Source organism: Cupriavidus sp. SS-3, from assembly GCF_035818815.1.
In the GTDB taxonomy this organism is placed as follows: Bacteria; Pseudomonadota; Gammaproteobacteria; order Burkholderiales; family Burkholderiaceae; genus Cupriavidus; species Cupriavidus taiwanensis_C.
In genome coordinates this window covers 498,467-517,863 of the sequence record NZ_JAYLVT010000002.1, presented here as the reverse complement: position 1 = coordinate 517,863, position 19,397 = coordinate 498,467, and the positions used below count along the sequence as shown (strand labels likewise).

The 19,397-nt window shown below is 65.8% G+C and carries 16 protein-coding genes and 1 tRNA gene; 6 read left to right on the top strand and 11 right to left on the bottom strand.

All coding sequences use genetic code 11. The features are described 5' to 3' along the window. Nucleotides 1-16 precede the first annotated feature (16 nt). The 3 genes from parC to U9J39_RS05780 form a co-directional block, all read right to left on the bottom strand. Nucleotides 17-2,356, bottom strand: a complete 2,340-nt coding sequence (gene parC / locus U9J39_RS05790; RefSeq protein WP_326346723.1) for a DNA topoisomerase IV subunit A — start codon at nt 2,354-2,356, stop codon at nt 17-19. Between the two features lie 79 nt (nt 2,357-2,435). Then, a complete protein-coding gene (locus U9J39_RS05785) occupies nt 2,436-3,233 on the bottom strand; it encodes a lytic transglycosylase domain-containing protein (RefSeq protein ID WP_115710239.1) in 798 nt (265 codons plus the stop codon). Between the two features lie 96 nt (nt 3,234-3,329). Further along, entirely contained in the window at nt 3,330-5,321 is a 1,992-nt protein-coding gene (locus U9J39_RS05780; protein ID WP_326346722.1) for a DNA topoisomerase IV subunit B, read from the bottom strand. Nucleotides 5,322-5,668: 347 nt separating this feature from the next. Here U9J39_RS05780 and U9J39_RS05775 point away from each other — a divergent pair, with 347 nt between their 5' ends. Both U9J39_RS05775 and U9J39_RS05770 read left to right on the top strand, forming a co-directional pair. Beyond that, nucleotides 5,669-6,880, top strand: coding sequence for an MFS transporter (locus tag U9J39_RS05775; protein WP_115680706.1), 1,212 nt, complete (start codon nt 5,669-5,671; stop codon nt 6,878-6,880). Next, the gene (locus U9J39_RS05770; RefSeq protein ID WP_198035988.1) at nt 6,880-7,020 is read left to right on the top strand and encodes a hypothetical protein; all 141 of its coding nucleotides are present in this window, start codon (nt 6,880-6,882) and stop codon (nt 7,018-7,020) included. The genes U9J39_RS05775 and U9J39_RS05770 overlap by 1 nt, the downstream gene beginning before the upstream one ends. 28 nt (nt 7,021-7,048) lie before the next feature. On the opposite strand, the gene U9J39_RS05765 is transcribed toward U9J39_RS05770, so the two are convergent. Beyond that, nucleotides 7,049-8,983, bottom strand: a complete 1,935-nt coding sequence (locus tag U9J39_RS05765; protein WP_116312860.1) for an ATP-binding cassette domain-containing protein — start codon at nt 8,981-8,983, stop codon at nt 7,049-7,051. 341 nt (nt 8,984-9,324) lie between these two features. On the opposite strand from U9J39_RS05765, the gene U9J39_RS05760 reads away from it, so the two are divergent. Then, nucleotides 9,325-10,503 carry a benzoate/H(+) symporter BenE family transporter gene (locus U9J39_RS05760; RefSeq protein WP_326346721.1) on the top strand — a complete coding sequence of 393 codons (1,179 nt, stop codon included), beginning with the start codon at nt 9,325-9,327 and terminating at the stop codon, nt 10,501-10,503. A 19-nt stretch (nt 10,504-10,522) separates the two neighbouring features. On the opposite strand, the gene U9J39_RS05755 is transcribed toward U9J39_RS05760, so the two are convergent. After that, complete coding sequence (locus U9J39_RS05755; RefSeq protein WP_115710245.1) at nt 10,523-11,041, bottom strand: hypothetical protein; 519 nt, start codon at nt 11,039-11,041, stop codon at nt 10,523-10,525. A 264-nt stretch (nt 11,042-11,305) separates the two neighbouring features. Between U9J39_RS05755 and U9J39_RS05750 the strand changes: the two genes are divergently transcribed. After that, on the top strand, nt 11,306-11,638 hold the full coding sequence (locus U9J39_RS05750; protein ID WP_115680710.1) for a DMT family transporter: 333 nt from the start codon (nt 11,306-11,308) through the stop codon (nt 11,636-11,638). A 96-nt stretch (nt 11,639-11,734) separates the two neighbouring features. Here the strand turns inward: U9J39_RS05750 and U9J39_RS05745 are convergent, their stop codons facing one another. The 3 genes from U9J39_RS05745 to U9J39_RS05735 all read right to left on the bottom strand — a co-directional run bounded on the left by U9J39_RS05745 (nt 11,735) and on the right by U9J39_RS05735 (nt 12,615). After that, a complete protein-coding gene (locus tag U9J39_RS05745; protein ID WP_115681475.1) occupies nt 11,735-12,013 on the bottom strand; it encodes a hypothetical protein in 279 nt (92 codons plus the stop codon). 124 nt (nt 12,014-12,137) lie between these two features. After that, nucleotides 12,138-12,359, bottom strand: coding sequence for a DUF2188 domain-containing protein (locus tag U9J39_RS05740; RefSeq protein ID WP_115710247.1), 222 nt, complete (start codon nt 12,357-12,359; stop codon nt 12,138-12,140). Nucleotides 12,360-12,540: 181 nt separating this feature from the next. Next, nucleotides 12,541-12,615: transfer RNA gene (locus U9J39_RS05735), tRNA-Arg, on the bottom strand. Between the two features lie 169 nt (nt 12,616-12,784). Here U9J39_RS05735 and U9J39_RS05730 point away from each other — a divergent pair. After that, on the top strand, nt 12,785-13,825 hold the full coding sequence (locus U9J39_RS05730; RefSeq protein ID WP_326346720.1) for a site-specific integrase: 1,041 nt from the start codon (nt 12,785-12,787) through the stop codon (nt 13,823-13,825). A 171-nt stretch (nt 13,826-13,996) separates the two neighbouring features. Here the strand turns inward: U9J39_RS05730 and U9J39_RS05725 are convergent, their stop codons facing one another. The 3 genes from U9J39_RS05725 to U9J39_RS05715 all read right to left on the bottom strand — a co-directional run bounded on the left by U9J39_RS05725 (nt 13,997) and on the right by U9J39_RS05715 (nt 17,745). Then, nucleotides 13,997-15,160, bottom strand: a complete 1,164-nt coding sequence (locus U9J39_RS05725) for an FAD-dependent oxidoreductase (RefSeq protein WP_326346719.1) — start codon at nt 15,158-15,160, stop codon at nt 13,997-13,999. A gap of 135 nt (nt 15,161-15,295) precedes the next feature. Then, entirely contained in the window at nt 15,296-16,264 is a 969-nt protein-coding gene (locus tag U9J39_RS05720; RefSeq protein WP_326346718.1) for an AraC family transcriptional regulator, read from the bottom strand. A gap of 632 nt (nt 16,265-16,896) precedes the next feature. Next, nucleotides 16,897-17,745 carry a carbon-nitrogen hydrolase family protein gene (locus U9J39_RS05715; RefSeq protein ID WP_326346717.1) on the bottom strand — a complete coding sequence of 283 codons (849 nt, stop codon included), beginning with the start codon at nt 17,743-17,745 and terminating at the stop codon, nt 16,897-16,899. Between the two features lie 903 nt (nt 17,746-18,648). On the opposite strand from U9J39_RS05715, the gene U9J39_RS29445 reads away from it, so the two are divergent. Continuing rightward, nucleotides 18,649-19,272, top strand: coding sequence for a response regulator (locus tag U9J39_RS29445; protein ID WP_442784885.1), 624 nt, complete (start codon nt 18,649-18,651; stop codon nt 19,270-19,272). The last annotated feature ends 125 nt before the right edge of the window (nt 19,273-19,397 follow it).

Genomic DNA, 19,397 nt, shown 5'->3' with positions numbered 1-19,397 from the left:
CAAACCAGCAGGCCACTCAATTGCCCGCAGGCACCTCCACCCGCACCGGCTCGATCCTCGGCTCCTTCAGCTTCGCCTCGAGCTGCCTGCCCTTGCGCGCCCGCTTGCCGACATACGGCAGCAGCGACTGCCCGGCCAGCTTCTGCGACGACGGTTTGCCGCCGCGGCCCGCGCCGGACAGCACCAGCCCGGGCGCGCCCACGGCAACCGCCTGCAGCAGCTTCTCCTTGGCTTCCAGCTCCATCAGGATCACGCCGCGCCCGCCGGCGGACAGCACCTTCACTTCATCCAGCGCCACCAGCAGCAGGCGGCCGTTGCCGGACAGGCACGCCGCATGGGTGGCCTCGTCGCCGATCGGTGCCGGCGGCAGCGGGGCATCGCCCTCGTCCAGCGTCAGGAACGACTTGCCGCCCTTCTGCCGGCCGGTCATGTCGCCCACCGTGGTCTGGAAGCCGTTGCCGTTGGCCGTGGCAATCAGCACGCGCTGGCTGGCGCTGCCGGCAAAGGTGTGCGCCACCTGGCTGCCGGATTGCAGCTCGATCAGCGTGGTGATGGGCACCCCGTCGCCGCGCCCGCCCGGCAGGCTGGAGACCGGCACGGAATAAACGCGGCCATTGGTGCCGAACACCAGCAGCACGTCGACGGTGCGGCAGTCGAAGGTGTTGTACAGCGCATCGCCCGCCTTGAAGGTGAACTGCTGCGGATCGTGGCCATGGCCCTGGCGCGTGCGTACCCAGCCCTTCTGCGACATCACCACCGTCACCGGCTCGTCGATCACGCGCACCTCGGCCGCGGCGCGGCGCTGTTCCTGGATCAGCGTACGGCGCGGGTCCTTGTCTTCCGGGCTGTATTGCTTGGCGTCGGTCTCGATCTCCTTGATGATGCGACGGCGCATCATGGTCTCGGACTTGAGCAGCACGTCCAGCTCGGCCTGCTCCTCGCGCAGCTCCTTCAGCTCCTTCTCGATCCGGATCGCTTCCAGGCGCGCCAGCTGGCGCAGCCGGATTTCCAGGATGTCCTCGGCCTGGCGGTCGCTCAGGCCGAAGGCCTCGATCAGCGCGGGCTTGGGCTCGTCGCTCTCGCGGATGATGCGGATCACCTCGTCGATATTGAGCAGCACCAGCATCCGGCCTTCGAGGATGTGGATGCGGTCCTCGACCTTGCCCAGGCGATGGCGCGTGCGGCGCGTGACGGTGTCGAAGCGGAACGCGATCCACTCGCCCAGGATCTCGCGCAGGCCCTTCTGGCGCGGACGGCCGTCGGTGCCGATCATCACCAGGTTGATCGGCGCGCCGGATTCCAGGCTGGTATGCGCCAGCAGCGTCTGGATGAACTCCTGCTGGTCGATGTTCTTGCTCTTGGGCTCGAACACCAGCCGCACCGGCGCGTCCTTGCCGGACTCGTCGCGCACCGCGTCGAGCACCGCCAGCACGGTGGCCTTGAGCTGCTGCTGGTCCGGCGTCAGCGCCTTCTTGCCGGTCTTGATCTTGGGGTTGGTGATTTCCTCGATCTCTTCCAGCACCTTCTGCGCCGAGGTATTCGGCGGCAGTTCGGTCACCACCAGCTGCCACTGGCCGCGCGCCAGCTCCTCGATGGTCCAGCGCGCGCGCACCTTCAGGCTGCCGCGGCCGTTCTCGTAGATCTGGGCAATGTCCGCCGCCGGCGAGATGATCTGGCCGCCGCCGGGATAGTCCGGCCCGGGCATCAGCGCCAGCAACTCGGCCAGCGCGATGTTCGGGTTGCGGATCATCGCCACGGTCGCGGCGGCGACCTCGCGCAGGTTGTGCGGCGGGATCTCGGTCGCCATGCCCACCGCGATGCCCGAGGCACCGTTGAGCAGCACGAACGGCAGCCGCGCCGGCAGCAGCCTGGGCTCCTGCATCGAGCCGTCGTAGTTGGGGATGAAGTCGACCGTGCCTTCGTCGATCTCGTCGAGCAGCACCCGCGAGATCGGCGTCAGGCGCGCTTCGGTGTAGCGCATCGCCGCGGCGCCGTCGCCGTCGCGCGAGCCGAAGTTGCCCTGGCCGTCGATCAGCGGATAGCGCAGCGAGAAGTCCTGCGCCAGCCGCACCAGCGCGTCATAGGCGGACTGGTCGCCGTGCGGGTGGAACTTGCCCAGCACGTCGCCGACCACGCGCGCCGACTTGACCGGCTTGGCGTCGGCGCGCAGCCCCATCTCGTGCATCGCGAACAGGATGCGCCGCTGCACCGGCTTCTGGCCATCGGCCACCTCGGGCAGCGCGCGGCCCTTGACCACGCTGACGGCGTAGTCCAGGTAGGCGCGCTCGGCGTAGCGGGCCAGCGTCAGCGAATCGGCCGGCTCTTCAGGTTGAAACGTGATGTCTTGTTGTTCCATGGATATGCAAGGATTCGGCGCGCCACGCGTTCGACCTCGACGGCCGGCGCACCGGTTGCTTGTGATTCTTCGGTGCCGGTCAGGGCATGGGCCGGCGCGCGCCGATCACCATCTTCACGCGCGGGCCGTCGTCGCCGCCGGCGCTGGCGCGCTTTAGCACCACGCCCTGCTGCGGCTGGTACAGCCGGTAGAACTGCAGCACGGTGCTGACATACTGCCGGGTCTCCGGATAGGGCGGGATACGGTTGTTGTAGCGCTGCACCGCGCCCTCGCCCGCGTTGTACGCCGCCAGCACCAGCTCGAGGTTGTCGGGGAACTGCTGCATCAGCCAGCTCAGGTAGCGCACGCCCGCGGTGATGTTGGTGCGCGGATCAGCCAGCTTCTGCTCGATGGTGCGGCGCGCATCGGCGCTGACGCCAAAGCGCGCGCCGGTGTCGGGAATCACCTGCATCAGGCCGATCGCGCCCTTGGGCGACACCGCCGCCGGGTTGAAGCCCGACTCCACCGCCATCACCGCCTTGACCAGCGCGGGATCGACATCCTGCTTGCCGGCGATCTGGTGGATCAGCGGCTCCACGGTCTTGATGTTGGGATGGTTGAGGACGTAGCGGTACAGCTTGTGCTGCTCGAAGTCGATGTCGCCGCGCGCCGCCTGCGCCTGCTTCGCCGCCAGGCGCCCGGTGTCGAGCCTGCCGCCGTCCTTCATGAACAGCTTGTAGCGCGCGTCGAGCTTCTGGTCGGCAAAGTGCGCCACGCCGTCGGCGTCGATAAAGCCCCACAGCTCGGCATGCGCCGCCGGCACGCAGGCAAGCCCGGCCAGCGCCAGCAGGACTGTCGTTGCCTTGCGCCAGGGATTGCCGGGGGTTCTCGTCTTCATCGTGCGTTCCAGAGTAGGCGGACCGGAGCGGGCATTATGCGCCAATCGGGCCTGGCCGGCACCGGAGCGGCCGCGCTCGCGGCGCGGCGCCCCGGCTCAGATGTCGGCCTCGACCTCGTTGCCCTTCTCTTCCAGCCAGCTGCGGCGCTGGGCGGCCTCGCCCTTGCCCATCAGCATGTTCATCATCTCGACGGTCTGCGGCAGGTCGTATTCGCCCAGCATCACGGGCAGCAGGCGCCGCGTGTCGGGGTTCATGGTGGTTTCCCACAGCTGCTCGGCGCTCATCTCGCCCAGGCCCTTGAAGCGCGAGATCTGCCACGAGTTTTCCTTGACGCCGTCCTTGAGCAGCTTGTCCTGGATCGCTTCGAGCTCGCCTTCGTCCAGCGCGTACAGCTTCTGCGCCGGCTTCTTGCCGCGCGCCGGGGCATCGACGCGGAACAGCGGCGGACGCGCCACATAGACGTTGCGGGTCTCGATCAGCTTGGGGAAATGCCGGAAGAACAGCGTCAGCAGCAGCACCTGGATATGCGCGCCGTCCACATCGGCATCGGACAGGATGCAGATCTTGCCGTAGCGCAGGTTGGACAGGTCGGGCTCGTCGTTGGCGCCGTGCGGGTCCACACCGATCGCCACGGCGATGTCGTGCACCTCGTTGTTGGCAAACAGGCGGTCGCGCTCGGTCTCCCAGGTGTTCAGCACCTTGCCGCGCAGCGGCAGGATGGCCTGGAATTCCTTGTCGCGGCCCATCTTGGCCGAGCCGCCGGCGGAGTCGCCCTCGACCAGGAACAGTTCGTTGCGGGTCACGTCGGTGGACTCGCAGTCGGTCAGCTTGCCGGGCAGCACGGCCACGCCGGAGCCCTTCTTCTTCTCGACCTTCTGCGCCGCGCGCGTGCGCGCCTGGGCCTGGCGGATCACCAGCTCGGCCAGCTTCTTGCCGTACTCGACATGGTGGTTCAGCCACAGCTCCAGCGCCGGGCGGCTGAAGGTGGACACCAGCCGCACCGCGTCGCGGCTGTTCAGGCGCTCCTTGATCTGGCCCTGGAACTGCGGGTCCAGCACCTTGGCCGACAGCACGAACGAGGCGCGCGCGAACACGTCCTCGCTCATCAGCTTGACGCCCTTGGGCTGCAGCGCGTGCATCTCGATAAAGCTCTTGACCGCCTGGAACAGGCCTTCGCGCAGGCCGGACTCGTGCGTGCCGCCGGCCGGCGTGGGGATCAGGTTGACGTAGGACTCGCGCACCGGGGCGCCGTCCTCGGTCCAGGCCACCACCCACGACGCGCCTTCGCCGTCGGCGAAGCCTTCCTCGCCGGGGTTGGCGTCGGGATCGGCAAAGTGCTCGCCCTCGAACATCGGGATCACCAGCTCGGCGCCACTGCCCTGCGCCAGCGCCTCCACCAGGTAGCCCTTCAGGCCCTGGTCGTACTGCCAGGTCTGGCGCTCGCCGGTCTTCTCGGTCACCAGCGTGACCTTGACGCCCGGCAGCAGCACGGCCTTGCTGCGCAGCAGGCGCTGCAGCTCGGCCAGCGGGATCGCGGCCGAATCGAAATACTTGGCGTCCGGCCACACCTGCACGCGCGTGCCGTTCTTCTTCTCGCCGCGTTCGAGCTTGCGCGAGGCCAGCGGCACCGTTACGTCGCCGCCCGAGAAGGTCAGCGTCGAGCACATGCCGTCGCGCCAAACGGTCACGTCCAGCTGCGTCGACAGGGCATTGGTCACCGACACGCCGACGCCGTGCAGGCCGCCGGAAAAGGCATAGGCGCCGCCCTTGCCCTTGTCGAACTTGCCGCCGGCATGGAGCCGGGTAAAGACGATCTCGACCACCGGCACGCCCTCTTCCGGGTGGATCCCCACCGGGATGCCGCGGCCGTCGTCTTCCACGCTGAGGCTGCCGTCGCGGTGCAGGGTCACCAGGATCTCGGAGCCATGACCGCCGAGGGCCTCGTCCGAGGCATTGTCGATCACCTCCTGCACGATATGCAGGGGGTTGTCGGTCCGGGTGTACATGCCGGGGCGCTGCTTGACCGGCTCCAGGCCCTTCAGGACCCGGATGGAAGATTCGCTGTACTGACTGGTTTTGCTCGCCATGGAGTCGCTACGAAAGTGATGGTCCCGGCTGCCGCGAGGCGCACAACTGTGCACGCGCCGGGGCACCGGGCACTGCATTGTAATGGAAGCGCGCGACGCCAATCCCGCAGAAAAAAGCCAACGCCCGCCAGGCCCGCACCGGCTCCGGCTTGCCGGGCCGCCGGCAGTTTTTGCCGGAGCGCCGCGTCTGCGGGCTGCGCCGTACGCGTTTTCCCGAGGCAGAGTAAACTCCCCACCACCCGGCCCCGGCAAGCCTGATTGCCGTTCCGGCGCGGTAAAACAACAAGCACAGACAATCCTGTCGGCACCGCTTCACCCGGCGCGGCCGCCGCACACCGAGCCAAGACATGCAGAACCGACAACTCTCCCTGACCACCGTGCTTGTGTGCGGTGGCCTGCTGGTCACGCTTTCGATGGGCATCCGGCACGGCTTCGGCCTGTTCAACCTGCCGATCACCCAGGCCCACGGCTGGAACCGCGAGACCTTTGCCTTTGCGCTGGCGCTGCAGAACCTGATGTGGGGCGCCAGCCAGCCCTTCGCCGGGGCCCTGGCCGACAAGTTCGGCGCGCTGCGCATCATGCTGGTGGGTGTGGCGCTGTACGTCGCCGGGCTGGTGGTGATGGCGCTGGCGACCAGCGGCACCGCCTTCGCCACCGGCGCCGGGGTGATGATCGGCATCGCCCAGTCCGGCACCACCTACAGCATCGTCTATGGCGTGATCGGCCGCGTGGCCAGTCCGGAAAAACGGGTCTGGGCCATGGGCATTGCCGCCGCGGCGGGCTCGTTCGGCCAGTTCCTGATGATCCCGGTGGAACAGGGGCTGATCTCCGGCCTGGGCTGGCAGAACGCGCTGTACGTGATGGCGCTGATGGCGTGCGTGATGCTGCCGCTGGCGCTGACCCTGCGCGAGCCGCGCGAGGCCGCCCACACTGGCGGCCACCACCAGACCATCGGCCAGGCCATCCACGAAGCCTTCGGCAACCGCAACTTCCAGCTGCTGACGCTGGGCTACTTCGTGTGCGGCTTCCAGGTGGTCTTTATCGGCGTGCACCTGGCACCGTACCTGAAGGACCAGGGGCTGACCGATCCCAAGGTGGCCGTGGTGGCGCTGGCGCTGATCGGCCTGTTCAATGTCTTCGGCACCTATACCGCCGGCGCGATGGGCCAGCGCCTGCCCAAGCGCTACCTGCTGGCGGCTATCTACCTGGCGCGCTCGGTGGTCATCGCCGCCTACCTGCTGCTGCCGCTGACAGTCGCCAGCACCTGGGTGTTCGCGGCGGTGATGGGTTTCCTGTGGCTGTCGACCGTGCCGCTGACCAACGGCATCATCGCGCAGGTGTTCGGGGTGAAATACCTGTCGATGCTGTCGGGGGTGGTGTTCTTTTCACACCAGATCGGCAGTTTCCTGGGCGCGTGGCTGGGTGGTTATCTCTACGACCGCACCGGGGGCTACAACACGGTGTGGATGATCGCGATCGCGCTGGGCGTGCTGGCGGCGCTGGTCAACCTGCCGATCCGCGAGCAGGCGGTAGTGCGGGCGCAGCCGGCGGCGGCGTGATGAGCACGGCCCAGGCGCGCATCGCGAAGGCAGCCGGGCTGGCGGTGCTGGCCGGGGTGCTGGCGCTCGGGTTCGTGGCCTACCTGCGGCCGGGGTTCATGGTCGACCTGACCAATATGGTGCTGGCCTGGTGTGGGTGAGGTCCGGCGCTTGCCGGACCCTCGGGCCTCAGGCGCCTTCGCCCTTCGACTTCGCCTCCAGCACTTCCCAGCGCTCCAGCGCTTCCAGCAGTTCCATCTCGATCTCGTCATGCCGCGTGCCGAGCTGCGCGGCCTTGGCCGCATCGCTGACATAGAGCGAGCCGTCCGCGAGCTGCGCCGAAATCGTTTTCTGCTCGGTCTCCAGCGCAGCGATGCGCTCGGGCAGCCCATCCAGCTCCCGCTGCTCCTTGTACGACAGCTTGACCGTGCGATTGGCCCCGCGCGCCTCGCGCGAATCCTTGCCCCTGGCCGGCTCCGCCGCCTTCTGCTCTGCCGGCTTGCGCGCCGCCTGCAGCGCCGCGCTGCGCGCTGATTGCTCGACCCAGTCGGAATAACCGCCCACCGACTCGCGCCAGACCCCATCGCCTTCGGCGGCCAGCGTCGAGGTCACCACGTTGTCGAGGAAGGCGCGGTCGTGCGACACCAGGAACACGGTGCCGCCGTAGTCCTGCAGCAGCTCCTCCAGCAGTTCCAGCGTGTCGATGTCGAGATCGTTGGTGGGTTCGTCGAGCACCAGCACATTGGCCGGCCGCGCAAACAGCCGCGCCAGCAGCAGCCGGTTGCGCTCGCCCCCCGACAGCGACTTGACCGGCGAGCGCGCGCGCTCCGGCGCGAACAGGAAATCGCCCAGGTAGCTCATCACATGCTTGCGCTGGCCGTTGACCTCGACCCAGTCGCTGCCCGGGCTGATGGTGTCGGCCAGGGACTTCTCCAGGTCCAGCGCGGTGCGCATCTGGTCGAAGTACGCCACCTGGAGGTTGCTGCCGTTGCGCACGGTGCCGCTGTCCGGCGCCAGTTCGCCCAGGATCAGGCGCAGCAGCGTGGTCTTGCCGGCGCCGTTGGGGCCGATCAGGCCGACCTTGTCGCCGCGCATGATGGTGGCGGTGAAATCGCGCACCACCACCTTGTCGCCGTACGCCTTGCCCACGTCGGTCAGCTCGGCCACGATCTTGCCGGAGCGGTCCGCCTGCGAGACCTCCAGCTTGACGTTGCCCTGCACCTCGCGGCGCGCGGCGCGCTCGTTGCGCATCGCCACCAGCCGCTGGATGCGCGACACGCTGCGGGTGCGGCGCGCTTCCACGCCCTTGCGGATCCACACCTCTTCCTGTGCCAGCAGCTTGTCGAACTTGGCCTGCTCGACCTGCTCGGCGGCCAGCATCTCGGCCTTGCGCGCCTGGTAGGCGGCGAAGTTGCCGGGAAAGGACACCAGCCGCCCGCGGTCCAGTTCGACGATGCGCGTGGCGACCCGGTCGAGGAAGGCGCGGTCGTGGGTGATCAGCAGCACGCTGCCGCGGAACTGCAGCAGCAGGTCTTCCAGCCAGCGGATCGCTTCCACGTCGAGGTGGTTGGTGGGCTCGTCCAGCAGCAGGATGTCGGGCTCGGCCACCAGCGCCTGCGCCAGCGCCACGCGCTTCTGCAGGCCGCCCGAGAGCGCATCGACGCGCGTGTGCGAATCCAGCCCCAGTCGCGCCAGCGTGGTTTCCACGCGGGTGCGCAGCTGCCAGGCGCCGGCGGCATCGAGCTCGGACTGCAGCCGGTGCAGTTCGGCCAGCGCCGCTTCGTCGTCATGGTGCTCGGCAACGCGGTCGGCGGCGGCCTCATAGCGCACCAGCAGGTCGTGCGCGTCGCCCATGCCCTGCGACACCGCGTCGAACACGGTGATGCCGGGCGCGAACTGCGGCTCCTGCGGCACGTAGGCGCTGGTCACGCCGCTCTGGCGGGCGATCAGCCCGTCATCCGGCGCCGACAGCCCCGCCACGATCTTCAGCAGCGAGGACTTGCCCGAACCGTTGCGCCCGATCAGCCCCACGCGCTCGCCAGCCTCCAGCGAAAAGTCGGTGTGATCGAGCAGGGCCACGTGCCCGAAGGCAAGCTGGGCGTCGGTAATGGAAAACAGGGCCATGGGAAGGAAGGCGAGACCGCGAGGAAAGAAGGGACGGGCCGGCGGCGCGGGGCCACCCGGCGGCAGCCCGCATTGTAGACGACCGGCCGCGTGGGCCGGCCGGGCAAAAAGAAGGGCCCGCGCATTGCGGGCCCAAGAGTCTCTCCTCGGTGCCCTGCTCGCAAGGCACGGAACCAGCATATCAACGGCCCACGGCCCGCTCCAGTCGGACAAGTCCGTAAGGGAAAGCCCCGTCAACGGCGGTCGCCGCGCCGCCGCCTGGCCGGGCCCGGCCAAATTGGTACGACCAAGGCACTCATGCGAAGATGGCGGCCGTACCCAAGTGCCTGCTGCCCGTCCCCATGACCACCGCCACCCTCAAATTTTCCGACCTGTCCGTGTCGGCGCTCGTCGCCGGGCTGGTCGCCACGCTCACCGGCTATACCAGTTCGCTGGTGCTGATGATCCAGGCTGGGCACGCGGCCCACCTGACCGACGCGCAGATCTCGTCGTGGATCTGGGCACTGTCGATCGGCATGGGGGTCACCACCATCGGCCTGTCGCTGGCGTTGCGCGTGCCCATCGTGGTGGCATGGTCCACGCCCGGCGCGGCGCTGCTGATTGCCAGCCTGCCCGGCGTGCCCTATGCCGAGGCGATCGGCGCCTTCCTGATGGCGGCATTGCTGATGACCGCGGCCGGCATGACCGGCTGGTTCGACAAGCTGATGCGCGCCCTGCCCGCCAGCATCGCCTCAGCGCTGCTGGCCGGGATCCTGTTTCGCATCAGCGTCGACGTGTTCGTGCAGGCGCAGCACCAGACCGTGCTGCTGCTGGCGATGTTCGCCGCCTTCCTGCTCGGGCGGCGGCTGTGGCCGGCCTATGCGGTGCCGGGGGTGCTGCTGGCCGGCGTGGTGGTGGCAGGCGTGCTCGGGCAGCTCGATTTCTCGGGCGTGCGGCTGGAACTGGCGGTGCCGGTGTGGACCACGCCGGCGTTCTCGATGCCGGCCTTCATCAGCCTCGCCATTCCGCTGTTCATCGTCGCGCTGGCGTCGCAGAACATCCCGGGGCTGGCCGTGCTGCAGGCCGATGGCTACCACGTGCCGGCCTCGCGGCTGATCACCATCACCGGACTGGCATCGGCCGCGCTGGCGCCGTTCGGCTCGCACGGCATCAACCTGGCGGCCATCACCGCGGCGATCTGCACCGGCCCGCAGGCCGATCCCGACCGACATCGGCGCTATACCGCGGCGGTGGTCTGCGGCGTCGGCTACCTGGTCGCGGGCACGCTGGCCGCCAGCATCGCGGCGCTGTTCGCGGCCTTCCCGCAGGCGCTGGTGGTGGGCGTGACCGCGTTCGCGCTGCTGGGCTCGATCGCCAACGGCCTGACCGTCGCCATGCAGGTCCCGGCCGAGCGCGAAGCCGCCCTGCTGACCTTCATGATCACGGCCTCGGGCATGACCCTGGCCGGCATCGGCTCGGCCTTCTGGGGCGTGGTGGGCGGCATGCTCGCCTACCACGTGCTGCGCCGCCGGGCAGGCTGACAGCAGATCCGGCGCGGGGCTACAGCAGCAGGAAAGCCAGGTCGGACAGGCCGATGTCCTCCGGCGGCACGCCCTTGCGCCGCTGGAACAGGATGTGCTGCAGCACGCGGTCGCGATTGCCGGCGAAGGTTTCCGGATCCAGCCGCAGCGCCACGCGCGCGTAGTGCTCGGCCAGCAGCCGGTAGACCCGGTGCCGCACCCGCAGCATCTCGTTCTCGGCATGCAGCTGGCTCATGGCGCCGGTGTTTTCTTCTTCCAGCTGCCGCATGCTCACCACCACCCTGGCGTGCATGCCGCGGTAGCGGTCGGTCTCCGCATGGGCCTTGCGCAGTTCCTCGCGCAGCGCGCGCAGGTCCTGCAGCTGCTTCAGGTTCTGCTGCACGCCGCGCTGGATGCGCGCGGCCTCTTCCAGCGCCTGGTCCGCCGCTGCGATGGTGTCCTGCCAAGGATTGCCGTCCGGCGCCATGGCCGTGTCCCCGGACGCCGAGGATGCCAAGGACGCCGGGACGGGTGCGCCGTCGATGCCAGTGTGTTGCATACCGCTCCCCTATACCCCATGCCCGCCGCCGGCATCGTCAGGGATGTGCCGGCCTGGTCAGGCGAGACTGCCGCGACTGCCTGGAACGACCGTCTTGCCGCGGGCCGGCCTGCGCCCGCCTGCTGCGGTCTTGTGCGGCACATTCAACCGTGCGTTGCCGCTTCGCACAACCACCGCGAGGGAGGGACGCGGCTTTGGCGCAACATGCGCGGGACGCTAAGATGCCGGCTCAGGCCCATTGCCGGCCAGCCTCTTCTGCATGCCATGAACGGATACGTGCTTCTCGCCCTCGCCATCGTCGCCGAGGTCATCGCCACCAGCAGCCTGAAAGCCTCGCAGGGCTTTACCCGGCTGCTGCCCAGCGTGCTGGTGGTCACCGGCTACGTCGCCGCCTTCTATCTGCTGATGCTGGTGATGCGCACCGTCCCGGTCGGCATCGCCTATGCGATCTGGAGCGGCGCGGGCATCGTGCTGGTATCGCTGATCGCAGTGGTGTTGTACCGGCAGGTGCCGGACCTGGCGGCCTGTGTCGGCATCGGGCTGATCATTGCCGGGGTGGCGGTGATCCAGCTGTTTTCCAAGACCAGCGCACATTGACAGGGCGGGAAAATCCAACACCGGTCAGTTCCGGGACGCCGGATTCCCCGCATTGCCGCGCACTTGCCGAGCGCCGCTTGGCCGACTCCAGGTCGGCTAGTTGTGAAACCGGGCCACGCGGGTACGCCCGGCACCGCGCCGGGCCATGGCATGCACCACCAGCGCGCGATGCATGACGAGCTGCTTGAGGCTCGCGCGCATGTTTGCCAGCATCGATTCCGCCGTGTCGGCGTTGACGCGCTCGCGCTTCAGCTGCGCAACCCGCAGCTGCTGGGCATCGATTCGGTTGGACAGGCGCTCGATCGCCTGATCGGTTTCGTCCAGATCCTGGAGATCCTCCTCGATGCTGCGAAGGGGCTCGACTCCCGGTTGCATGGCCATCTCCCATCTGAGCGATATGGTTAGGTGATAGGCCAGATGCAAAGCCCTGTGTATCAGGCTCCGTCCTACAAATCGGTAATTCACCGGGCAACGCGAATCATTCGCGCTGACAAGGGCATTATGGGTGGATCCGGACCTTGTCCTTGCCAAAGGAGATGCGCCGGCCGACGCGGCCATCGCGCGTGTGGACGATCAGGTCGACGCGATCTTCCTCGGCCTTCGCCGTGCCGGCCGCGATGGCCGCCTCCCGGTTGGGGAAAAGCAGACGGCCCTCGCTGCCGCAGGCGCGTTCCACCACCCACTGAAGTCCCTCGATCCGCAAAACGTGAACGTCCGACATGGCTGCTCCAAAACTGACGGAGAGAGTATCTGCAGTCGGCCCCCGGGTCGGTATCGGATTTTGTCCGACAGGGCAGATTTGCAACGGCGGAGGATGAGCTACGGCAGACGATAAGGCCGCTGAAAATCCTGGAGTGACGCGGGAGGAAGGATTTTTGGCAGACGGTTGCCAAAAGGATCGGTGGTCCCGCCGACAGGAATCGAACCTGTATCTAGCGCTTAGGAGGCGCTCGTTCTATCCATTGAACTACGGCGAGGGGATAGATTCTTCCCATTGACCGGGGACCCTTGCCGGAAGCGGCTTCGCCTTATTTGGCGCGGGTTTCCGGGAATGAGACCGACGTCACAACTGTCACTCCATGTCACCCCATATCATCCTGTCTCACGCACCGCGTGCTACAGATTTGCTACAGGGAGACAGACCGTATGGCGTCGATCCTCAAGATCGGGGAACGCTGGCGCGCCCAGATTCGGAAGCAGGGCCGGAGTATATCAAAAACCTTTCGCACCAAGGCGGAGGCCCAAGCCTGGGCCCGCGAAGCGGAAATCGGACTGGCAACGCCCGCCACCGCGGCGCAAGGATCGGTCGTCGACTGGATTACTGACTACCGCAACTTGCGCAAGGAGTCTGGCCGGCCGGTGGCCCCACAGTCGAACGAAGAGTACATGCTGCGCAAGCTGGCCAGCGCTCTGGGCCAACACCTGGTGCCGCGCCTGACGACCCAGGATTTGATCGAGTTCGCCCAGCATCGCAAGTTGGCCGGCGCCGGCGCCTATACCATCAGCATGGATATATCCAAGCTTGGGACGGTCCTGCGCCACATGGCAAGCATCAAAGGCATCACCATACCCGACATCGTCAAGAACGCCTGGCCGGCCCTGAACCATCTCAAGCTGGTCGGCCCCGGCGGCAGGCGGGAGCGCCGCCCTACCCAGGCCGAGCTACAGGCGATCTTTGCCTGGTCGCGTGAGAATCCCCAATACAAAGTGCCGCTCGAGGACATCATTCGCGTGCTCATGCAATCGGCCTTTCGCCGCGGCGAGATTTTTCGGATCACCTGGGACGACCTCGATGCGCAGCGCGCGCTCGTCCTGGTGCGCGATCGCAAAGATCCGCGCAAGAAGCAAGGCAACGACGAGCTCGTGCCGCTCATCGGCGATGCCCTGGACATCATCAACAGGCAGCCCAGAGGGTCGCCCGATAACAGGATCTTCCCCTACCTGCCGGGGACGGTCAGCAAGTACTTCAAATGGGCCTGCGACGCCAAAGACATCACCGACCTCCATCTGCACGATCTGCGCCACGAAGCGACCAGCTCTCTGTTCGAGGCAGGCTGGGACATTCCTGAGGTGGCGGCCGTCACCGGCCACAAGGACTGGCGCAATCTGAAGCGCTATACGAACCTTGACCCGGCCGACGTCGCGGAGAAAGGCAAGCTACTGGCGTTCAAAAGGAGGGCCGGCTGACCAGGTCCATGGCTGTTACCGCCCCATCTCGGTCAACAACAAATCGGGGATCAATGGCCGGATTGGGGTCGGGAACAGACTCCCCGATCAGGCCGACGAGAAATGGAAAGGCCCGAGCAAGCATCGCAGGCCAACATCGGACTGAGCCTGTCAGGCGCACTGTGCCGTGCGCTATTGAAAGCGTAACGCTTTTATCCGCGCGTAGAAGTCATCCACCTGCTGCTGTGCATTACGCCGCATTGTTTCGTTGCGCACGTTCAGAATGGCCGCGTCTTCTTGCGCTCCGGCCTCGCCGACTTTGCGCGAGGTGTCCTGCACGAACTTGCACAAAGGATAGCGTGCCTCGCCGAAGGCGTGCAGCGTGGCCTCTACGTCGCCACCGCGCGATAGCATCTCCGCCAGCAACACCGCGTCTTCGAGTGCCATCGCGCCGCCTTGTCCCATGAAGGGAGTGGAGGCGTGCGCGGCGTCACCAATCATGATGACGCGGCCACGGTGCCAGGGCAGTGGGGCGGCTACCTCCTCCACTGCGGTGTAGAGGACCTCGCTATCGGCGCAGAGGGCGTCCAGGAATTGGCGCGCCGGGCCGCCGAACTCCGCAAAGCGAGCTTGCATCAGCGCCGGCCAATCGGCGCGTTCATACCATTGCCCGGCGGGCTCAGGCAACGTGCCGAACAGGTACAGTTGGTCATCGCTGATCGGCATGATGCCGAGGCGCTTACCGGTGCCCATCATCATGATCTTCGCGGTGAGGTCTTTCGGTCGGCTGTGTACGCTGCGCCAGACGCCGAGTCCGGTATAGACCGGTTCCAGCGGGCCTGCGACGAGGCGGCGGATCTCCGAGCGAATGCCATCTGCCCCGACCACAAGATCGTATCGGCCCGAGGTGCCATCGGAGAGTGCGACGGTGACGTGGTCCGCCATGTCCTGATCGATCCGCACGGCCGTCGTGCTTAGGCGAATATCGGCGTGCAGCGCGTCGAGCCGGCTGGCGAGGATGCGATGCATCTCGGCCCGACGAATGCCGATGATCGGCGGAATGTCCGGGTGCGAGGAAGGATAGTACGTATCGGTGATCGGCTCGCCGCGCTCGTCCAGGTAGACGTTCCGGCCATCGGCGATGGCAAAGCCAGCCGACACGATCGGTGGCAGCACCCCGAGACTACCGAGCGCTGCAAGTCCGTTGTGATAGATAAAGATGCCGGAACTCTGGAATTTCCATTCCCGCTGCTTCTCCAGCATCGTCACCTGTACACCGGCCTGTGCCAACGCAATGGCCGCTGCACAGCCAGCAATGCCACCCCCCACGATCAGCGCGTGCTCCACCTGCTTCATGCCCATGTCTCCTTGTTTGCGAGCGAGTGCAATTGAGCGGCATTATTGGGTGGTGGCCATACCACGCTCAACATCCGGAACGCCGGATTGGGGCACCGATCGTCCGGATCGGCCCCGTGGGGCGAGGCAGTAACGTCAGCGCCCGGAGGCGTCGCGCTGGTATTGACTGGGTGAAACGCCGATCCAGCGCCGGAATGTGCGTGAGAATGCCTTCTCTGACGCATAGCCGACGGCTTCGGCGACGTCGGCGATCCGCGTGTGCGGCTGACGCAGTTGGTCGGTGGCCAGGTTCATGCGATAAGCTGACAGATACTGCATTGGCGGCACGCCAAGCAGCGCACGAAAGCGCTCGGTGAACACAGTGCGCGACTGTAATGCCACTGCGGCGAGGCGAGGGATGCTCCAGTCCCGTTGTGGAGATTCCTGCATGGCTGCAACCGCACGCGCAATGCCAGGGTCGTCAAGAAGGTTCGACTTACCCTGGCGCGCCGCTACGGGCGTGCGCAGGTACTCGCCCAGGATGTGCACGAGCAGCAGATCGCCCATGCGTGCCGCGGACAACTGCCAGCCCGGACGTTGGGCCAGCGAGTCCTGCACCAGCATTTCCATTGTGGTTGCGAGCGTGTGTGCCAGCAGAAGTTCGTCGCTGCGCAACACGATCAGCGGAGGCAATTCCGCCGGGATGGCGCCCACTCCAAGCGCAGGCATCCACAAGTGCAGGGAGAACAGTTGCGTGGGGGTAGCGCTCGCGCTGGCCGTGCCATATGTCAATTCGATCGGATGATCGCCGTGGCGCCCAATCATGTGTGCCTCCAGGAGATCGGCAAAGGGCACGATGTCATCACCGGGATCACGTGTCGATGACACCGTATGGGGAGTGCCGCGCGGCAGCATGACGATATCGCCCGGGCCAATCTTTGCAGGTGTGCCGCCGTCGGTGCAAATCCAGTAGCCGGATCCCGTACACATACGGATCAGTGCGCCCTCGGTGCCGGCCGACCGCAATGCCCACGGCGCGAAGAGCCGGAAACTTGCCGTTACGGCGCGTTCGGCTTTGCATGCGGAAAGGATCCGGCTCAGGACGTCATGCGGTCCGGGATTCATCACTAGGGGCTGGGGATAACGGGGGAGGCTTGGGCTACGGGATTTTAGCGCAGTGCCTTTGGCGCCAGAGACAAATGTCCGCTTTGGTCAGCTTCCGCCATTGGCGAGAGGAAGGTCGAACGTCAGCAACTGGCCGGTCTCAGTCTCAGCCATCCGCCCATCTGGGCGCAGGCTTGCCGGGGTCACTGGCGACTGCCGACCCATCACAGCCATTCGACAACAATCGGGCCCAATGTCCGTTAGGTGTAGGAAAGGCGCCACGGCAAACGTCTGCCCATGTGCCACCACTGGAAGTATGGGTCGATAGCGTCCCGTTCCGTGTCGACGGCGGTCGAGACGATGGTCTTCTTGACCTCCGGGTCCCTGTTCGCTGCCTCCATCATCGACCGGAATTGCCCATACAGCGCTTCCTCGCCGGGGCAACGGCGGGACAGTGACCGAAGTGACACCGGTCGGCTTGCTGCCTTTCCAGTTCGGCCCGCAAGCAGAAACCTGGCTGGGTCTTGTATGGCTTGCCGATGTGATCAAACTGATTGGTGCGGGCGTCGCGAGATCTGCGTGCGTCCAAAGCTGTTCGACCGTCATAGAGTACTTTCCAACGAGTCGACGGCCTGTCATATGGATTGGCGCGGTTACGCCGCGCTCCCCGCCTTTCGGGGGATGATCAGCACGTTCGCTCCGTCCGCCGTCGCCCGGCTGCGCGGCAGATCGAGCGACACCCGCGCATCGTCCAGATACCGATAGTCCTTGCGGCTCGCCGCAAGGCGCGAGCGGTCGATCTGCACCTTGATGGTGGTTTCGTCGGCGCCCGCCAACGCGACGATCTCGCCGAACGGATCCACGAGCGCCGATTCGCCGGGGAATGTCAGGTTGTCGTCGCCGTCGCCGCAGCGATTCACCATGACCGCGAACGCCTGATTCTCCATCGCCCGCGCGGCAATCGCTCGCCGGTGCACCGGGCCGAGCGGATCCATGTTGCCGTCGGTGACGATCAACAGATCGGCGCCGAGCGTCGCGAGCGCACGCGCGCCCTCGGGGAATTCGATGTCGTAGCAGATCTGCAGGCCGACGGTCATTCCGTTCCACGCGCAGGTCTCGTAACGGTCGCCCGGCGAGAATACGCCGACATCCGTCGCCCACAGGTGAACCTTTCGATAGCGCAAAACTACCCCGCCTCTCGCATCAATCAGGACCGAGGTGTTGTAGCATTCGCCACCGTCACGCTCCGCGAGACCGACCACAACCGCGACGCGCGCACGCCGGGCCGCCGCACGGACGGCGCTCAATGCCGCACCGTCGATCGGCTGCGAGATGTCGAATACGTTCTCGCGCGTCGGAAACCCCGACAACGTCGTCTCGGGAAAGACGACGAGCTGAGTGCCTCCGGCCACGTCGGCGGCCTCGATCGCGTTGATCACTTTGCTCGTGTTGTGTTCGACGTCGCAGTCGACGAGTGTGAGCTGAGCCAGTTCGACTTGCATCCGGATGCTCCTTTTGAATATGCAGCAATGGTTGGCCGCTTCGTCGCGGGCCGCATGACCTGATCAACACATTATCATCATAAAATCTTTGTCCGTTACGCCCCCAGATGGGTTACCTCAATGGAGCCGTCATGAACCTGGCCTGCGACCAAGATATGTCCCTTGTACTGCAGAGCATAATTCCCAATCGCGGCCGGCCCTCTAATCGAGGTGACGGCACATATAGTGAGTCCTTATGCCGAAGCGTCGGAGCGTCCCTCTGCATAATTGCAACTCATGCGTCACGCTGTCTGCAGGAGTCAAGGTGAAGCCGCATCGGGCAAAGAAGCCAGGTTGCTCGGGGTTGAGGACTGTTGCCTTCATGCAGCCATGGGCCCGTGCGCGCATCAGGAGTGTGCTGACCAGATAATTGGTCTGCTCAATGCTTGGGGACAGTGGAGATTCGGTCAAGTCCCGCAACCCAAGCCAGCTCGGTGCAAAGGACCGGAAATCATACAGGGCCATTCAGCAGCAAGGTAACGACATTGGCTCGGACGCGACAGTTCGCGGGCAACGGCGCGCGCTCCTAATAAGGAGCCGTGCTGCGTCAGAAATAGTTCCAGCGCGAGGCTTGAACACTTAGCGCGGGAACGATCCTTGCGATCGCTATCTTGGAGGTCGCAGGTAGTGTAGTGCGACAGGAACATCCTTGTTACTCACCGCATTAAGCGAGGGAACGTAGCCTGCTGGACCGTGCCAGATACACTGAGTTTCCTCTTGGTCACTTCCGCTTCGCATTTCGACACCGACCATTTCGTCCTGTCGGCTCCTCTGTGCAGTCATTACTGCCACGTCGGCATCATTACTTACAACTCATCGGAAGAGAAGAGCGATGGAGGGCAACGGGATCGCTCGTTTGGTGGCATGGCCTGGAATATATGGGGGCTTGAAGTGGCACGGTTCCTGCGGCTCAAACACAGGGAAATTGGTAGTGAGAGTACCGACATGGCGGCCCAATCTTTCGGAGGCAGGCTGTGTCGCGTTCGCCGACTCTCCCGAGCTATACGGGGTGCGGTCTTCAGTACAAGCGAACAGACAAGGGGGAAGACTGTGGACGGAAAGAGTGATACCGATGTCTGCGAACGCTGGTCAGAACGAACGATCGCGGTCCCGACTGCCTCATTGAAGGTCTTGGTTGTGGACGATCATGTTGAATCTGGAGAATCCCTCACGTTTTACCTTCGGACGCAAGGAATCGATACAAAGTATGTTGATAGTGGAGATGCTGCGATCGCGTTGGCCGAAGGGTGGGCACCACATGTGGTCATCCTTGATATTACAATGCCGATTCGAGATGGGTACTCGACAGCGTCTGCGTTGAGACGCTCCAAACGCGGCTCGGACGTTATCATCTTGGCACTGACGGCGCTTGATGAGGCGCAGGTGAGACGGCACGGGACGGGGTTCGATGCGTACTGCCAAAAGGGCACGAAGCTGCCGTTGTTGCTCACTTTGCTGGCCAGCTTCGTGGCCAGTCCAGCCGTTTAGCATTTTGTGACGCGGCCGGCCCGCAATCACGACAAGGGCGCGTTCGATGCGCTTCGACCGGGGTCGCTTCGCAACGAAGAAATCGCCGAGCCTGCATCCCGGATTCAGCTCGCGGCAAGGATTGG

Excerpts from the sequence above, each read along its gene's own strand:
- parC (WP_326346723.1), bottom strand. The coding sequence starts at position 2,356 with ATGGAACAACAAGACATCACGTTTCAACCTGAAGAGCCGGCCGATTCG.
- U9J39_RS05785 (WP_115710239.1), bottom strand. The coding sequence starts at position 3,233 with ATGAAGACGAGAACCCCCGGCAATCCCTGGCGCAAGGCAACGACAGTC.
- U9J39_RS05780 (WP_326346722.1), bottom strand. The coding sequence starts at position 5,321 with ATGGCGAGCAAAACCAGTCAGTACAGCGAATCTTCCATCCGGGTCCTG.
- U9J39_RS05775 (WP_115680706.1), top strand. The coding sequence starts at position 5,669 with ATGCAGAACCGACAACTCTCCCTGACCACCGTGCTTGTGTGCGGTGGC.
- U9J39_RS05770 (WP_198035988.1), top strand. The coding sequence starts at position 6,880 with ATGAGCACGGCCCAGGCGCGCATCGCGAAGGCAGCCGGGCTGGCGGTG.
- U9J39_RS05765 (WP_116312860.1), bottom strand. The coding sequence starts at position 8,983 with ATGGCCCTGTTTTCCATTACCGACGCCCAGCTTGCCTTCGGGCACGTG.
- U9J39_RS05760 (WP_326346721.1), top strand. The coding sequence starts at position 9,325 with ATGACCACCGCCACCCTCAAATTTTCCGACCTGTCCGTGTCGGCGCTC.
- U9J39_RS05755 (WP_115710245.1), bottom strand. The coding sequence starts at position 11,041 with ATGCAACACACTGGCATCGACGGCGCACCCGTCCCGGCGTCCTTGGCA.
- U9J39_RS05750 (WP_115680710.1), top strand. The coding sequence starts at position 11,306 with ATGAACGGATACGTGCTTCTCGCCCTCGCCATCGTCGCCGAGGTCATC.
- U9J39_RS05745 (WP_115681475.1), bottom strand. The coding sequence starts at position 12,013 with ATGCAACCGGGAGTCGAGCCCCTTCGCAGCATCGAGGAGGATCTCCAG.
- U9J39_RS05740 (WP_115710247.1), bottom strand. The coding sequence starts at position 12,359 with ATGTCGGACGTTCACGTTTTGCGGATCGAGGGACTTCAGTGGGTGGTG.
- U9J39_RS05730 (WP_326346720.1), top strand. The coding sequence starts at position 12,785 with ATGGCGTCGATCCTCAAGATCGGGGAACGCTGGCGCGCCCAGATTCGG.
- U9J39_RS05725 (WP_326346719.1), bottom strand. The coding sequence starts at position 15,160 with ATGAAGCAGGTGGAGCACGCGCTGATCGTGGGGGGTGGCATTGCTGGC.
- U9J39_RS05720 (WP_326346718.1), bottom strand. The coding sequence starts at position 16,264 with ATGAATCCCGGACCGCATGACGTCCTGAGCCGGATCCTTTCCGCATGC.
- U9J39_RS05715 (WP_326346717.1), bottom strand. The coding sequence starts at position 17,745 with ATGCAAGTCGAACTGGCTCAGCTCACACTCGTCGACTGCGACGTCGAA.
- U9J39_RS29445 (WP_442784885.1), top strand. The coding sequence starts at position 18,649 with ATGGCCTGGAATATATGGGGGCTTGAAGTGGCACGGTTCCTGCGGCTC.